This window comes from Paracoccus sp. J56 (genome assembly GCF_019633685.1).
Classification (GTDB): domain Bacteria; phylum Pseudomonadota; class Alphaproteobacteria; order Rhodobacterales; family Rhodobacteraceae; genus Paracoccus; species Paracoccus kondratievae.
On the sequence record NZ_JAFL01000022.1, the window covers coordinates 36,488 to 53,217 of the forward strand.

The following is a 16,730-nucleotide window of genomic DNA, read 5'->3' on the forward strand; positions in this document are numbered from 1 at the left end:
TTGATGCTTGGAGCCTTTCTATGAAGATTGTTCAGTCAATTCTTGCTCGGAACGGGCTGCAACATCCTGATGGGCGCCCGCTTTACGCCTATGGCGTTACCGATGCCGAACGAGAGACTCTGGGTTCCTTTTTGCGTATGCGGATCGCTATGGGCGGACTTACCCCATCGACCGCGCAGGGCTTTGTGCTTTGGGCGGCAGAGCATATCCGGACGGGTTTTCGGGGAGGACAGTTGAGCTGGGAGTTCGTTTTCGAAGGTATTGCACTCGACTATGATCGACCCGCCGCAATCGAGTTGACCGATCGTGGTCTTGCCGCTTGGAGGCGCAAGCTCCGGCGTAGCGATCATGGGCATAGGGAGTTTCTTTACACCTTGCTTGCCGAGGGGGGATTGCCCGATCTCGCACTCGCAAATGCCCCCAGATATCGCGGAGCGCTGCTGAGACTTGTTTCCGCCATCGAGGCCGAGGGTGCTCTCGGGGTGTCGATTGCCGACACCGTGGCCCTTAGGCTGGTCGATGATCTGCCCCAGGTTTTGCGCACCGGAGAGCAGGCTCGCCTTATGGCCGAACTCGCCTTGGCGATTGTTGCGGCCAGAAATCTCTTGCCTGGAGATATGGTCGTCGAAGCCGCCGAACCCTGGCTTGATGCCAATCATCCTGGTTGGCGCCAGGCTTTGCCCCTTCGGCTGTCGCAAGAGGCTTTTGAAGCGCTGGTCCGTCCGGTGCTTATCAGCGAACGGAGCGGCGAAAGACCAACGCCCGTTCTGGTGCGCAGGCAGTTGCGCAAGCAGCCCGGCGGTCCCTGGCTTGGTGTAGCCGAAATCCCGGAGCGAGCGTTTCTGCCGCATGCAAATCTGTCAGGCGTCGACCACCATCTGCGCTTGCGGCTGACGAATGATACGGGTGCGGGCTTCCTTGGTATCCCGGCAGAAGGTGGCTGGGAACTGGTGCGCAATGCCGGGCGCGGGGCGCTGCTGATGCCTGCTGCACCTGACGAGCCGGTGTTCCTGAATGCGCATGCCGACGGGCAGTTTCTGGCCCGGATCGTGATTGACGCTGGGCAACCCGCGCCGGATGAAGCGCCATCGCTCTGGCGGGCAGTCGATGCCGATGCGGAATTTCCCGAAATATTGGTGCCGCTTTCGGGACGGGGACTGACGCGGGCGGGTCAGGTTTTCGTGCTGGTATCTGGTGATTTACCTCCCCAAAGTGACAGCGATCTGGATGTCAGCATGGGAGCGAAGGCGCCTGGCGGCACGCTTTGGTCGGTATCTGGCCGAGGTGTTGTCCGTTTCGGGGCGCATGAATTGCGTATTACGACTGGCGCCGACACCGATGCTCCCGAGGCAAGGCTTGCTGTGGTTGGTCGCCCGCTTGCGGGTTTCCTGGTGGACGGGGGAGTGGCGGCCTTTCTTGGATCCCCGATGCTCTTGGGCGTTGAAGGCGATGGCCCGATGCGGCCGCTTGGCACGCATGTGCGCACAAAAGCGGTGGCCGGCCTGTTGGGGGGGAGCGTCGCAGAATGGCAAGATGCAGGTGTGATTCTTGCAAGGTGCCGATACATTGTCTTGCCGGAAACGATGAAGATCTCTTTGCATGAGATTTCTGATGGAGAGGTTCGTCTTCAAGCCTCTGGCCTGCCGCAGGGCCTTCATCTGCATCTTGGGGGCGGAGGGCATCGGGAAGCTGCCGTGATCGGTGCGGACGGGCGTGCGGTGCTGGAGCTCACTGTTGAAGGACAACCGGCGTCTCTGGATATTCGGCTGTCCGATCCGCGCAACGGGGAAACCTTGGCCATGACGGGCCTTTGGCCCTCTCGCGTGGCCCGGCTTATTGATGCACAGGGCGCGCGCGTGACGGGAAATCGTCCGATTTCCAGACAGGGGATGGCCGGCTGGCGTGGTGTTTTGCCCGCAAACGGCGGGGCTGTGCAGTTGCGTATGGCTCTTGGCGGGGCGCCTGTGGCCTTTTCCGCGGGTGGGGCGGTGCCGTTGATCCAGTTCAGCAATGTGATTGATCAGGCCCTCGCGCTGCAAAGCGCCGATGGTCGGGTGAATTTGCGTCTCATCGGAGGTGGGCAGGAAACGCCCCGACTGGAGATCGGCCGATATGATTGGAGTGCCGAGCCTGCGGGACCCTTCTGGCATCTGGGGACAGGTGTGACGCGCCTGACGGCGGTCTGTCTCGATGACCCTGCCCGGATCGTGAGGGTTAATGTCGAAAGCCGCACGGACCCGGCAGTTTGGCTCGGAGATGGTGATGGGCTTTGGTTTGTCCAGGGCTATTCGGAAAGCCGTGGTGTAATGCGACCTATGGTCTGGTCGGCGCAACCCGGAGAATGGTCTTCGCGTGAGCAGCGCCTTCAGGATTACGCACAGGAGTGGCGGCGTTTGCTGTCTGAACCCGATGACATGGGATGGGACAGGATATGGAGCCTGATCCTTGCGGTCAGAGATGCCGGGGATGCTTCTGCGCTTGATCAGGTGCAGGCTCTTGCCCGCGTGCCTGCCGCTGCGGTAGCGCTTCTGCTGCGTGTTGGCCGTGCAGATCGTGCCGCAGCCCTGCTGACAGAGACCGAAAGCCCCTTATGGTGGCCTTTGGTTTCTTGCGCCGCCTGGACCGAAGCGCTGGTTTCTGTTCGGGATGGGTTGCGCCATCGGCTGCGCAACGCGGGTATCGGTGAGGAAGATATCGGCTCGCTGGTGGCGGAGCGGCTGGCGAAGGCCGCCGGGGAAATCATTGCATTGCGGCCCGAGTTGGCGGTGCATCTTGGGCAGGCTTTTGCACGGGCCGGCGAATGGCCCCAGGCGCTGACGGCGACCGGTGCTTCTATCCCACTGGCCGTGCCCAAAGCTCGCGATCGTCTTGCAGATGCGGCGCAGGATGCGCTTCGTCGTTTTTCCCGCCTGCCCGATGGTGTGTCGGGCTTGTCAGCCCGGAAGTTGAAAGTTGCCTTGCCGGGGACCGATGACGCCCGCCCGCTGTTGCACGCCCCACTGGTTGCAGCCGAAGTTGCAACGGGGGGGCGATCAAACCCCACCCCCCAAGAGTATCTGCAGCTCATTGCTCTGCGCGCGGCTGATCCGGTCTGGTTTGATACGGCTCTGCCTGCCGCCCTGACTCTCGCATTGGAAGCGACCCGATGACCCAATCCAATTCAAATCTTATACCGGCACTCGATCACCTGGCGCAGCGTTCGGCTCGCGGCATGGTTGCTCGTTCGCGACTGGCATCAACTGGGCTCAATGCGCTGCTTCTGCGTGTGCTGTCTGTGCCTCCGGGTTCTCCTGCGGCCCTGATTGCCGACCCGGTGATCGAGGTTGCGAAATCATGGCAGCTTGCAAATGAAACCATGAGCGATCTGGCGGGTGGGCTGCTGAGCGAAGGTCTTGTGACTGCCCTCGACCAGGCTGAAGGCAAAGCGATGGCACGAGACAGCCAACCTCGTCAGCATCAGCTGGAGGCGTGGCGTGCCAGTCTTGAGGGTAACAGCTCGGTTCTAGTGACGGCAGGCACCGGTGCGGGCAAGACCGAGTGCTTCCTGATTCCGATTCTGCAGGACATCCTGGCCAATCCAAGACCCGGTGGCGGGGTGCGGGCTATCCTGCTCTATCCGTTGAACGCCCTGATCGAGAGCCAGCGCGAGCGCCTCGCGGCCTGGGCGGCGGGTTTGGGAGGCAGGGTCCGCTTCGCGCTTTTGAATGGTGACACACCCGAGACCGAACGGGAAGCTGTGATCAAATCTGACAGGATCGAACTGCGCTCGCGCGCGAAGATCCGCGAATGCCCGCCTGAAATTCTGGTGACCAATATCACCATGCTCGAATATCTGCTGCTGCGGACGAAGGACCGGCCGTTGCTTGAGGTCAGCCAGGGTGCCTTGCGCTGGATCGTTCTGGATGAGGCCCACAGCTATATTGGCAGCCAGGCGGCAGAGATGGCGCTTTTGCTGCGTCGGGTGAGGGCGGGGTTCGGAGTTGCCTCGGAAGATGTGAGGCTGATGGCGACCTCGGCCACGATTGGTGGCGAAGCGGATGCTCCGGCAAAGCTGCGTGCTTTCGCGGCGGCGCTCGCCGGTCAGGATGAGGCACGGGTCGCGGTTGTCGAGGGGAAGGAAGATGCGCCGGTTCTGCCCGCACAGGGTCCGGATGTTCAACTGAATCCGGACAGGCTTGCCCTGATGGCGCCTGAAGAGGCCGCCGCCGTTCTGGCACCGCATCCCAGAGTTCAGAAGCTGTGCAATGAGATGTCCCGGGATGGCTTGCCCCTTTCGCGCGTGGCAGAGATTTTAACAGGTAATCCGAAGGAACGGGCGAAGGCCTCGCAGCTGCTCGATCTTTTGGGGACTGCGACCCGCCAGGGGCGGCCCTTGCTGCCATGGCGCGGTCATATCTTCCACCGTTCCCAAGGTGGGATCTGGGCTTGCCCAGATGCGTCCTGCAAGTGTCGCCAGCCTGACCTGGCAGGCGATGAAGCGGGTTGGCCCTTTGGTGCGGTCTGGTTCTCGGCACGGTCACGTTGCGATTGTGGCGCACCGGTTTACGAAGTGGTTTCCTGTTCAGACTGTGGGCAGGTCTTCTTGCAAGGTATTTACCATGGGGGGGCAGAGCCCCGATTGGAGCCGCCCGAGCCGGACGAAGGGGACGACTACGCGCTTGATGCAGAGCCTGAAGAGGGGGAGGGGGGCGAAGCGGATCGCGGTTTTGCCTGGCTGTCTGCCGGGGATGGAATATGGCTCGCCGATGACGGGCGCATCTATGACAATGCGATACCAGATGGCGTCCGTGGCCGCAGGATGCAATTGTTTTATGATCCGGCTGATCGAAACTGTTGTGACAGTGCCGGTTCCGCCCGATTGATGGGTCTGCATTTCGGCCCCGCCTTCCTGTTGGGCAATGCGCTTGGTGGGCTGATTGAAGACATAGTGCCGCCAGAACAAGTGCCCGGTTTGCCCGCCGGTGGGCGGCGGGCACTGACTTTTACCGACAGTCGTCAGGGTGTCGCGCGCCTTGCCGCCAAATTGCAACAGGATGCGGAGCGAAGTCTGACCCGGGCCTTTCTTTGGCACAGGGTGCAGGAGGGGGAGACTGCCGACCCTGCCCGTGTTGCAAAACTCCAAGGCGAGGTGGCAAAGCTTCGGGCCGTGGGGTTCGACGATATGGCTGACGACAAAGAACGCGAGTTGACGATGTTGACCGGAGCTGCGTCTGCGCCGGTCGCCTGGCGCGATCTGGTGCAGCGCTTTGCAGGGCATGTCGATCTGGCGGAGTTTGCCGGTGACATTTGGCGCAGCCGCCGCATCGGCAAGGAAATGGCCGATGATCCGGTGAAACTTGCCGAAGCCTTTCTGTTTCGCGAACTGTTCCGTCGCCCGCGTGTCCAGAACAACCCCGAGACGATGGGCTTGCTGCGTCTGACATTCCCGAAGATGGCGGAGCAGGCGCGTCTTTTCGGGCCGCCGGCTCCGCTTGCACAAGCAGGGATTGACGCTGAGGGATGGGCAGCCCTTGCGCATCTGGCTGCCGATATGGTGTTCCGTCAGGCGCTGTCGGTCGAGATGCCGCTGGATATGGTGCCGCTTGTTGCGCCGCGCTTTGGACGGCTGAATACGATCCATGCGGCAAATACTCCCCCCGACCAGATGCCGGACCGTGCCAGGCGTTGGCCGGGACCCAGGACTGAGCGTCACAAGCTGGTGCAGCTGATCTATGCGTTGACGGGTGGCAGCCCGGATTCGGCGTTGGATCAGGACCGGGCAGGAGAGGTTCTGGACACTCTTTGGGCGATGATATGCACCAATGCCGCACGCGACACGGGGCAAGGCGCCTGGCGTCTGGATTTCTCGCGCGCCGCCGTCGAGCGGCTGGATCGTGCCTGGCTCTGCCCGGTCACGCGCAGGCCCTATGGCTGGTCTGCGGGCGGTCGCAGTCCGAACGACCCCCTGCAAGTCATGACAGAGATCACCATGCCGCGCCTGCCCGTCGCCAATGCCGGCGGACTGACACCCGATCAACGGGCAGAGGTCGCTCGTTGGACCGAGACAGCCCCCGAGGTGGCCGTTTTGCGTGGACGCGGAATTTGGACAGATCTGCACGACCGGCTTGCTGCCTTCCCGCCCTATATCCGGGCGCAGGAGCATTCCGCGCAGATTCCACGGGCAACGCTACAACGTTACGAGGAAAAGTTCCGCGAGGGGCGCATCAATCTGCTCAACTGTTCGACCACGATGGAGATGGGGGTTGATATCGCTGATGTGCGATTGGTGGTAAACTCCAACGTGCCGCCCGCGCTTTCGAACTATCGGCAACGTGCGGGCCGGGCCGGCCGACGGGGGGAGCCCTGGGCCTTTACCCTGACCTTCTGCCGTGACCTGCCACTTGATCGCCGGGTTTTCGAAAGCCCGGCCGATTTTCTGCGCCGACCCATCGTTGCGCCGAAGGTCTGGTTCGACAGCCCCTCGCTGGTGCAGCGCCATGTCAACGCCGCCCTGTTGACGGCATGGCTGTCCGGGAACGGCGGACAGGACGTCAGGGGTAGCATCGGTGCATTCCTCGGGGCAGGGGAGGCGGCCGATCTGCCGGTTCTTCCCGAGGCCATGGCCGACGCCTTCTTGATTGCGCTTGCCGGCGCGTGGGGAGAAGCGCAGGCGAGCCGGATCGCGCCATTGGTTATGGGCACATGCCTCGAGGCTCGCCCGGTGTATGCGCTTGTCGCGCAATGCCATGATGCGTTCGAGCGTCTGGTTTCGCGTTGGCGCACCGAACATCGCACTTTGCTTGAAGGTGCGGAGGCGGCAGCTGACAAAGATGCACGCAAGGCAATGGAACTCAGGGCGCGGCGTCTTGCAGGGGAGTTCTTGCTTGGAGAATTGGCACGGCGCGGCTTTACGCCGGCCTATGGCTTCCCGACCGATGTGGTGACCTTCGCCAATTTGTCCCAGAGTCCAGCTGATGCGGATGAGGGAACCAGCCACCTCCGCCGTGGCACGGCATCGCGCCCGCTTGATCAGGCGATCCGGGAATATGCACCGGGCGCGGAACTGGTGATTGATGGTCTCGTTCACCAGTCGGAAGGAATCTTGCCGGCGTGGGAGGCAGGCACAGATGCCTCGAGGCTTGAGGATTTGCGCACGTTGTGGTCCTGCGATGCCTGTCACTCTTTTGACCTTGAAGCAGGCGAACCCGCTGTTTGTCCGCGCTGTGGACACAGCGGTCTGCGTTATCGCAAGGTGCTGCGGCCTGCCGGTTTCCTCGGGGCTAAACCTGCCCATGTCGGCTATGAAAATCTTGCCCATGTTGAAACCGATCCCTTGCGCCTTTCGGCCCATGGTGGTGACTGGATTGCGCTTGGCGATGGCGTCGGGCGGATGCGCGCAGATCCGGCGGGGTTGGTGGCACCCTCCGTGGCGGGGCCATTGGGGGGTGGATTCGCCATCTGTCTTGATTGTGGGCGCGCAGAGGCGGAGCCGAGGCCGCAGCCGGGCATCCCCACTGTCACGTCGAAGACGATGCGTTCTCACCGGCCGTTGCTGTTGGGGCGCCGACTGAAGCTGACCCATGATGGGTATTGTCCATCGGCCAATACGCCCGGACGCATTCAGCACAATGTGCATCTGGCCCAGATCATGCGAACAGATGTTTGGGAATGGCAGCTGCCTGCCGACCCTGCTGCCGGAGCGGTCCTAGCCCTGGCTGCGGCTTTGCGTGAGGCACTGGCCGAGAGACTGGGGGTCGAGCCGGACGAAATCGGCCCGGCGACGGATCGTTCGACCGGGCCAGCACAGGATGCGCGCCTGTCGCTGTTCCTTCATGATCGGGCTGCCGGCGGGGCAGGGCTTGTTGCGCGTATGGCCGAGCCGTCGATGCTGGAGGCCTGTCTCGACCGCGCTCTTGTTTTGCTGGATTGTCCGGACGGCTGCCGCAAGGGCTGCCCGTCGTGCATCCTGCGCCCTGATCTCAACCGGCGTGATATTGTTCTTGATCGGCCCGGTGCGCGCGATCTGGCGCAGGCGTTGCGCATGCGGTTGGCCCTGGATGCGAGTGAGCAGGTATTTGGACCCCGGACGAGGTTGGCGGGTCGAAGCGCTACAGATCTCGTCGCCGAGCGGTTGCAATCAGGGCGGTTGCGTTCTCTAGACATCTGGCTTCATGGCGATCCGGGGGAGTGGGATTTTGGCTCCTGGCGGATGCGGCGGCTTCTTGCAAAGATGTCGGAGGCCGGGGTTCGCCCCCGTATTCACTTGCCAGCCACAGCTTTGACGGCAGCTGGGTTCGATCTTTCTCGCAAACTGGCGATCTTTGCTTTGTCATCGGTAGCCGACTTTCATCGCGTGGATCAGCTGCCGATGGCAGGCGATGCCCCGGTTTTCCTCAGTCTGGATTGCGGTGTCGGTGGCGAGGCTCTCGCGGTTATGGGGCCGCCAGAGGCATTTCCGGGGGCTGAATGGGGAAGCGGGACGACAGCGCCGGTGCTGATGGGGCCTGCACCCGAGTTGGCAATCGGTGCAAAATTGTCTGTGCAGAAGCTGATCGAACTTGGTGTGGGTAATGCCCATCTTTTGAATATCGGCACAGATGTGGATGGACCTGCCTCTGGCTTTGGACGGCGGTTCTGGTCCTGGTTGTCAGGAAAGGCTCCGCTGGAGATCGCAGCGATGCAGTCTGTCGGAGTGCAAAGCTTATCTTACAGTGATCGCTATCTGCTTTCACCCTACACGCTTCGGCTTTTGTCCGAGGTGCTGAAATCTGCGCCGGGCGCAGGTGACGCCCGCAAGGAGATCACGCTGGCCTTCGCTGGCAGGCCGCGAGAAGAGCCACGCTTCCTTCACGACACATTTCCCGCCGACACGGCGCGGCGTGAGGTCATGTGCCAACTGGTGCCGGGAGCGGATGTCCGTCTGCTTACAAAGGCAAAGATGGCGCATAACAGAAGCCTGGCGATCACCTTGAAAGATGGGCGTCAACTGACGATCCACCTTGATCAGGGCTTTGGAGGATGGCGAGTCGATGGGGTGCATCGGCATGATTTTAGTGCGTCGGACGCGGCGCAGGCCAGGGCGATCACCGTTGCGGTCTTCGGTGTCAGTGGGGACAAAATGGCCGGCGCACCGATTGCGATAAGTAAAACATAGGCGCGAATGGTGAAGGAATCTCGGGGGTGAAGTTGCTATTGAAGCATGTGGGGTGTTCGGGGAGGTCCGGCTGATGAATGCAGATTGATCATCTGTATGCTGTATGCTGCTCGTCGAAATGGATTGAGTCCGAAGCTGCTTCAGGTATGATGTAGTCATACTGTGGGGGCTTTCATGACAGTTAAAACCACGCTGAGTTTCACGGACCGCCATCACCGTTTCCTGACGGAGAAGGTCGGGGCAGGTGTCTTCGCCTCGCAATCTGCGCTCGTCGCGGCTGCGCTGGAGCAGATGATCCAGGACGAGGAGGAGCGCGAGATCGCGCTCGGTGTCTTCGCCGACGAGATCCGAAGCAGGCTGCAGACGCCACGCGATGCCTTCGTTGATGGTGATGAGGTATTCGCCCGGGCTCGCGCCCGCCTGGCATCTGGTGAGAGGTGACCTACCGCATTCGCTTCCATCCTTCGGTAGCCGACGACCTCGACTGGATTGCCGAATGGATCTCTGACTATGCGGGAGCATCCAGTGCTGCGGCCAAGCTTGATGAAATCGAACAGGTGATCCGCAGTCTCGCGCTGACCCCGCACAAGGGGAGCAGACGCGATGAGATCTCTCCGGGGCTTCGGGCGATCCCGGCCGGACGAAAGGGCATCGTGGTGTTCGCAGTCGATGATGACGTGCGCGAGGTCTTCATCTATGCGGTAAGCTACGGCGGGGCGGATTGGGTTCGGCGGAGCAGGGCGCGCAGTTGAGTATGCGTTGCGTGCAAGGCCTCAGGCTGCTATTGTGAGGCAGGGCGGGATGATCGCTTTGGACATTGCGAAACAGTTTACAAATCCTGCCCCCGCAACCATCGTTTCCGACTCGACTGATTTACCAGCCCTCGCCAAGCGCGGGGGCTTTGTCGTATCCGCCTCCGAAAGCGCCAGAATCCCGGCCAGTTCGCCCAGCAGTTCGATCTCGTGTCCGCCGGGCGCATCGGGTTCGGGCACCATCCGGATCTCGGTGATCAGGCTCCGAAGGATCTGCGTTGCTTCCAGCTTCATCCCCGGTTCCTGAAGCGCTGCTGAAAGGTTTGCGATCTTCTCGCGGTAAAGATCCGACAGGCGCGGATGCAGCCGCAGGGCCGGAGGCTCCGGGGTATCTTCGAGGAAGGCCGTGAGCTGCGCTTTCCGGGCTTCAAGATCCGCCATCTTCGTCTTCATCGACGGGTGATACATGCCGTCCTCGATGGCGGCGAGGATGCCGGCGATCTTCTTCTGGATCTGCTTCAGGTCGCGCCTGGCATTATCCCGGTCGCTGCTGCGGTCGCCCGCTGCGGCATTGAACGCCTTGCGGTATTCCTCGACGAAGGCGGCGATCAGATCGGGGTGCAGGAGCTTCTCGCGCAACCCGTCGAGCACCCGGGCCTCGACCTCTTCGCGCAGGATTGTCGCACGGTTGCTGCAGATGCTGTGGCCCTTGTTGCGCGCCGCCGCGCAGCCGTAACGGGTCTTGTTGATCAGCGTATAGCTCGCCCCGCAGCAGCCGCATTTGACGAGGCCAGAGAACAGGTAGTCCGGGCGGCGGGCGCGTTCGGGCCGGGGCCGGGCAGACTGGACGCCCGCCGGGTTCATATCGGCGCGGATCGCGCCTTGCCGTTCCTTGGTCGCATGCCAGAGGTCATCGGGGATGATCCGCAGGTCAGGCACCTCTTCGATAATCCAGTCCTCGGGTGGGTTCGGCCGGGCCTGACGCTTCTGCGTCGCCGGGTCCTTCACGAAACGCTGTCGGTTCCAGACGAGGCGGCCGATATAAAGCTCATTGTTCAGGATCCCCGTGCCGCGCTTCCAGTTGCCGGAAATCGTGGATGGTCCCCAGGTGCCCGCGCCCTTGCCGCTGTCGGGCGACGCGATGCCTTCGTCGTTCAGCGCCGCCGCGATGGCGCGGGCGGAACGTCCCGAGGCATATTCGGTGAAGATGCGGGTGACGATCGCAGCCTGATCGGGGTCGATCATCCGTTCGCCGGTGGTGAGCGTTCCATCGGCACACAACTCGCGCCGGGCGCGATAGCCATAGCTGATGCCGCCGGCACTCTTGCCGTCGCGCACCCGGCCCTCCAAGCCACGATGGGTCTTCTGGGCCAGGTCCTTGAGGTAGAGCGCCGACATCGTGCCCTTCAGCCCGATATGCAGTTCGGAAATCTCGCCCTCGGCCACGGTGATCAGGGGGATGCCGAGAAAACTGACCTGTTTGTAGAAGGCGGCGATATGTTCCTGATCGCGGCTGATCCGGTCGATGCTTTCGGCGACGATGACGTCGATCCGGCGGCGCCGGGCGTCGTCCTGCAACTTCTGGTAACCAGGGCGCAGAGCCGATGCGCCGGAGATGGCGGCATCGGTATAGACTTCGGCAATGGTCCAGTCCTTCTGCGCGATCAGGCGTCGGCAGATGCGGATCTGGTCTTCAAGTGAGGCCTCGCGCTGATTGTCCGAAGAATAGCGTGCATAGATCGCGGCGCGCAGTGCGGGGGATTGGATCATGCGTTACTCCTTCGGGCGATGCGCTGCCTTCTGCGCGGCAATGTCGGCCAGGGCGACGTGGCGCGCCAGCAGCTGGACGAGGCGAACAAGGTCAGGGTGCGGCGGTTCGTGATTCTGGGCAAGGGCTTTGTCGGTGCTATCGGCCGAAGGGGCCGAAGCGGCGGCCGCCGTCTGTGCGGCGCCGTCCTTCCTGGCAATATCTCTCCGGTCTCGCGCCATGGGCCGAGCTGCTCCCTGCGCCGTGGGACATGGCCCATCGGCGTTCGCTGATGATGATCCTGTGTGCGGGTGGTCCCGCTGCTGTTGGAATGATCATAGGGCATGGGAACGGCTCTCTAAGCTGAAAACTGGGTTCTCGTGTCTCGTGAATGTGGATAACCACCTGAAAATACGCAAATCTCACCCTCAAGAGGGATGACGAGGGACGACTGCGGCTCATTGGGAGCGCGCGACGACCGCCTCCTGATCGCCGGGCGGGGCGAGAGCTGGGGCGAAGCGGAACATCGGGCGCGAATTATCCGGATTTTACGGGGCAGGGCGTATGATCCAGCTTCCAGATCGCCCCGATGCTTCATCCGGAAAACTCCGGCCGGTCCGGGTATAGCCGCCTGACGACTGCCCTGCGCATGCGGATGGCGAGGCTGTCGTGGAAGATCTCCATCGTCCGTTTCCGTTCTGACGGGGGGAGCCAGCCGTCCGGCCACCGCCAGTTCGAAAAGAATAGCCAATCCAGATCATGGATCCTGATGAAGATCAGGCCCTGTTTTACCGCTTCCCGGGTGAGCGGCAGGCCGATCACCCGGCTGGCGCCGTATTCCGCGCGCAGCCCCTCCTGATGGGCCTCGCGCCGGATCAGTCCCTCGGTCACGTCCGCCTCGGTGATCGTGACCAGCCGGTCCAGTTCGTGGCGGATGTCTGCGGGCATCTCGATGATGGCCCGGTCCAGCGCCTGCCGGAAGCGCGGATCGGCGGCGATGTCGAGACCCCATTCCGGCGGCTCCTCGCGCCAGAGCACCGGTTCCGCGGCTGCGGCCCATTGACCGGATCCGACCAGACCAAGCGCGCAGAGGACCGAAAGCACCTGCGTGGTGGCCCAGGCCGGGCCAAGCCCATGCGCGGCCGTGATGTTCGGCTGCGGCAGGACCTCGCCCGCGCGCCGGCCCCACCACGCGGCAGCCTCGGGGGATTCGCACCCGTCCGGCAGCCGGTATGATAATTGCCCGCGTTGATGGGCGAGGCTGAGAACGGTGACGCAGATATCGTCCCATCTGGGGAGAATATCCGGGGGGAGAGGGGTCAGGACATCACGGGCGGAGGATTTGATTGTGCCGCGCCATATCACGTTGTTCTTTTGCGCCTGATCTTTCTCTTCTTTGAATTGGACGCACTGCGGCGCCGAAATGCCCGAAGCGTTTTTTTGATCTTTTGTTTTTTGTTCTCGGTCTTTTGCTCTCTCCTTATTATTCCGCTGGGGAATGGAGTGGGCGGCGGGTAGGGCCCGCCGCAGGGAGCACGGTTTTTGGTTTTGAGGGCTTGTTTGGCGGCGTTGCCGCTCTTTTGTTTTTTTGTCTCTATTATTTGTGCGGGCGTGGTGTGACAGGGTGACGCGTGATCGCCGGTTGGGCGTCACCCCTTCAGTCTCTACTCCGGTTGCGGCGCGGGGCGCGCGTTATGATCGTCGTCCGGCGCGGTATGGCGCACCCGCGCGAGCCAGTCCTGGGCCTCGGTGCGGTCCATGTCGCGCGATGCCATCAGCGCCTCGGCCATCTCTTCGAGCAGGTTGCGGTGGACGCTGAGAATCTGGACAGCGCGCTTCTCGGCAGCCTCAAGCTCGCGGCGGACACGAAACAGCACGTCGGGGTCCAGCGCGATCAGGGTCTCGGGATCTGCGGTCCAGACCGGGCCCTGGGCACCGAGTCCATATCGTGTCTGGATCGATGTGGCGATCATCGTCGCCTGGGCCAGGTCTGAGTCCGCACTGCCGCCTGCGCCAGCCGAAATATCCCCGATAACGAGGCGTTCTGCGGCACGACCGGCGAGGATCTGGGTCAGCCGGTCTTGCAGGTCGCTGAGCAGTCCGGGCTTCTCTCTGGCGGTGAACACCGTGCCGCCGCCGCCGTCGCGGTTCAGGAAAATGCGGCGGACCGGGCCGAGGTTCAGGGCGGCGCAGATAATGGCGTGGCCACATTCATGGAGGGCGACGCGGCGGTCGATGGCCGGGTCGTGGTCGAGGATGAAGACTTGGCGCAGATCGTCCAGCGTCATGTCACGCTTTTGTCCCCGTGCGATTGCCCGCGTTTGCCGGATCGCGGCATCGATATCGGCGGCAGAACAGCCGACAGCCCGCGCGGCAAGATCGCGCAGATCGACCTCGCGCAAATCGGGCAGGCAGTGCCGGAATACGCTGAACAAACCATCGGCATCGGGCAAAGGCAACGCGACCTTCATGTCGAACCGTCCTGCGCGCAACACAGCGGGGTCGATCAGGTCCGGATGATTGCAGGTGCCGATGACGATCACGCCCTCCTCCCGCGCGACGGCGTCCATCTCGGCCAAAAACGCGTTGATCACCTGGACCCTGTAGCTGTGATTGTGGCGATCCCGATCGCGATCTTCACGCGAGCCGACGGCGTCGATCTCGTCGATGATCAGCACGGTCGGTGCCTGCGCGCGTGCCTGGCTGAACGTCCTGCGCATCTCACGTAGCATGTCGCCGAGATGTCCCGCTGCCTGCCACTGCCCGAAGGTGCCGGTCACCACGCTGAACCCCGCGCTGTTGCCCATCGCGCGGGCGATCCACGATTTGCCGGTGCCGGGCGGGCCGTAGAGCAGCAGGGTGCGGGTCAGGTCCTGCCAGGCGACCTCACCCGTCTTCCAAACGCGCAGGTCGCGCGTGATCTGGCGCGCGGCCTGCAGCGCCGGGGTATTGCCGTGGATGTCTTCCAGCCAGGGGCCGTCAGCTGCGGCGCGCGGGGCTTTGTTCGTCAGCGTCACGATCCGTTCGGCAACGGCCTTCGCACTCGGCGCCCGCATCGCCAGACTGAGGGCCAGTGGCTCCAAGTCGGAGAGGGCCGCGTCGTTCGGGAGGGCAGTGCGAACCGCAGTCTCGTCGATCCGTCCGGTGGCACTATGCGTGGCGCGCAGGGCGGTCATCAGGATCTCCGCCGACAGAGGCGCAAAGGCCCGGCGCTGGATTGGCGCTTGCTGCAGCATGGCGGGCACGGCCGCCTCATCTGGCCAGAGGATCACGATCGGTGCGCGCATGTCGACAGCACGCGCGAGATCGGCGGCAAATGCGCTCACGGCGCGTTCAGAGACTTTGTTGTTCGAGATGTCCGGGCTGAGCAGCAGCACGTAGGGCTGACCCTTTGGTAGACGGCCAGGTGACAGGGCCACGGACATGTCCTGAGGGAGAAGATGCGACATGAGCCGGTTGATCTGATCGATGAGATCACCCGGGACGCGCGCGATCACCGTGATCGCGCCCGGCACCAGCATCGCATTGCGATCCGGGATGCTGCCAATACTGGCGGCGAGGCGCAGCAGTGGGAACAACTTGCCGGCGGGCAGGCGGATGCGGGGCTGCGAGGTGCCGTTGGCGGCGGTGGCGGCCGGATCGCCGCCGGCGTCCGCAATGGCGTCATGTTCTTCGGGGGAGATGTTTTGTGCCGCCGGGCTGCGGTTCAAGGCATCAAGCGCAGCGGAGCCCGGAGGCGACATCGCGGCCTCCAGCAGCTCGGGCAGATCCATGTCTTCCGGGTCGAGGCACGGATCCCAGGACGGGGTCAGCCTCTCGGCCAGATCGGCCCGCAGGCGGCGAATGGCCTGGCGGGCCAATGGCCCCCAGACGGGATGATTATGGGTTCCGGATTCGGGATTGGGGTTGCGGGGGCTGGTTGCGATTGTCTGGGTCATGGCAAGATTCCGGGTATGAGATGGGAGGGACATCCGGATCTCCGGATGGCGGCAGCATCGGTTGCGGAGGGGCGCGGTCCCGCAGGGGGCGGGATGAGGTGACGGTGTCAGGTGTGAGGCAGGCGGGGATCCGGAAACCTTCAGGGTTCGGGGGTGACGAAGCTGTTTGGATCCGGAGTCCGGGATGCGGGCGGCAAGGCAGCCTTGACATTCTTTCGGCGCGGCATGGCTTCCGGATCGCGGGGAGACGCGCTGCCGCCCTCCCTGCCGCAGGGGTCATCCGGATCGGCGAAATGGTCTCGTCGCGTGATCCGGAACGCCCCGTCCCGGCCCCCGTTACCCGGTCAGGCCCCAGTGACGGTCCAGGATCGGGAGGCGGTCACGCCACGCGGCGGCACGATCCTGCAGCATGGCTTCCGGAGTCCGGGTTGCGGCTTCGCCGGGCGTGCGAACTTCCGGATCAGGATGCGGCGCTTCCGGATCGTCACCATTCGCGATCTGGCGGGGGTTGGACAGTTCATTCGAAGTCCGGATGAACACGCCCGTGGCGACCTCCGACTCGATCCGGTCCAGGGTTTCTTGAAGAATGGCGAGGGCTTGCGGACGATAGATCTCGGACACCACATTCATCAGATCCGAGTATTCCGGCTGCGGGACTACGGTTTCCGGATAAAGACGGCGAAACTCCGCATGGGCGGCTTTCTCTCGGGCGCAGGCATCATGACCGGTCTGCATGGCCACGACCCGGAGAACCTCGACTTCAGCATCTTTGGGAAGCCCCAACTGGTGTTTGTGTCTCTTTAGGGTCAGGACTCGTTGAGCTATCATAGCCAGAACATGACGGTCGCCGCTAAGGCGATGGCGGAGAGGAAGACCTTCGGACAGCGGTCGTATCGTGTTGCCACACGCCGCCAATCCTTGAGCCTGCCAAACATGATCTCGATGCGGTTGCGGCGTTTATATCGGCGCTTGTCGTATTTCACCGGTTTCTTTCGCTGCTTCCGGCCAGGGATGCAGGCGCGTATGCCCCTGTCTTTCAACGCTTCCCTGAACCAGTCGGCGTCATAACCGCGGTCCCCGAGCAACCAGTCGACATCCGGCAGGCTGCTCAGCAATGCCCGCGCACCGATGTAGTCGCTGACCTGACCGGCGGTGACGAA

At 63.0% G+C, this 16,730-nt stretch carries 11 protein-coding genes and 1 pseudogene; 5 read left to right on the forward strand and 7 right to left on the reverse strand.

Going from position 1 to position 16,730, the window contains the following annotated elements; all coding sequences use genetic code 11:
- Positions 1-20: 20 nt before the first annotated feature.
- Positions 21-3,149: an STY4851/ECs_5259 family protein gene (locus M511_RS14740; RefSeq protein WP_085502595.1), complete on the forward strand. Its 3,129-nt coding sequence runs from the start codon at positions 21-23 to the stop codon at positions 3,147-3,149.
- A 278-nt stretch (positions 3,150-3,427) separates the two neighbouring features.
- Positions 3,428-3,967, forward strand: a pseudogene (locus M511_RS19680) (DEAD/DEAH box helicase); the annotation flags it as partial.
- Between the two features lie 594 nt (positions 3,968-4,561).
- On the opposite strand, the gene M511_RS19285 reads toward M511_RS19680, so the two are convergent.
- Positions 4,562-5,620, reverse strand: coding sequence for a hypothetical protein (locus M511_RS19285; RefSeq protein ID WP_240547655.1), 1,059 nt, complete (start codon positions 5,618-5,620; stop codon positions 4,562-4,564).
- Positions 5,621-5,953: 333 nt separating this feature from the next.
- On the opposite strand from M511_RS19285, the gene M511_RS19290 reads away from it, so the two are divergent.
- From M511_RS19290 to M511_RS14755, 3 genes are all read left to right on the forward strand, one after another.
- Positions 5,954-9,133: a helicase-related protein gene (locus M511_RS19290; protein WP_240547656.1), complete on the forward strand. Its 3,180-nt coding sequence runs from the start codon at positions 5,954-5,956 to the stop codon at positions 9,131-9,133.
- 174 nt (positions 9,134-9,307) lie between these two features.
- Positions 9,308-9,574, forward strand: coding sequence for a hypothetical protein (locus M511_RS14750; protein ID WP_220185190.1), 267 nt, complete (start codon positions 9,308-9,310; stop codon positions 9,572-9,574).
- Positions 9,571-9,885: a type II toxin-antitoxin system RelE/ParE family toxin gene (locus tag M511_RS14755; RefSeq protein WP_085502597.1), complete on the forward strand. Its 315-nt coding sequence runs from the start codon at positions 9,571-9,573 to the stop codon at positions 9,883-9,885. Before M511_RS14750 ends, M511_RS14755 begins: the two co-directional genes overlap by 4 nt.
- A gap of 21 nt (positions 9,886-9,906) precedes the next feature.
- Here M511_RS14755 and M511_RS14760 read toward each other — a convergent pair whose 3' ends face one another.
- From M511_RS14760 to M511_RS14785, 6 genes are all read right to left on the reverse strand, one after another.
- Positions 9,907-11,655 carry a recombinase family protein gene (locus tag M511_RS14760; RefSeq protein WP_085502598.1) on the reverse strand — a complete coding sequence of 583 codons (1,749 nt, stop codon included), beginning with the start codon at positions 11,653-11,655 and terminating at the stop codon, positions 9,907-9,909.
- A gap of 3 nt (positions 11,656-11,658) precedes the next feature.
- Positions 11,659-11,874, reverse strand: a complete 216-nt coding sequence (locus M511_RS14765) for a hypothetical protein (RefSeq protein WP_085502599.1) — start codon at positions 11,872-11,874, stop codon at positions 11,659-11,661.
- Positions 11,875-12,226: 352 nt separating this feature from the next.
- Entirely contained in the window at positions 12,227-13,285 is a 1,059-nt protein-coding gene (locus tag M511_RS14770) for a hypothetical protein (protein WP_254901064.1), read from the reverse strand.
- 11 nt (positions 13,286-13,296) lie between these two features.
- Positions 13,297-15,570: an AAA family ATPase gene (locus M511_RS14775; RefSeq protein WP_240547657.1), complete on the reverse strand. Its 2,274-nt coding sequence runs from the start codon at positions 15,568-15,570 to the stop codon at positions 13,297-13,299.
- A gap of 336 nt (positions 15,571-15,906) precedes the next feature.
- Positions 15,907-16,311 (reverse strand): hypothetical protein, encoded by a 405-nt coding sequence (locus M511_RS14780; RefSeq protein ID WP_176224562.1) that lies wholly within the window; start codon positions 16,309-16,311, stop codon positions 15,907-15,909.
- A gap of 83 nt (positions 16,312-16,394) precedes the next feature.
- The coding region (locus M511_RS14785; RefSeq protein WP_139824603.1) for an IS5 family transposase at positions 16,395-16,730 on the reverse strand (336 nt) is incomplete at its 5' end.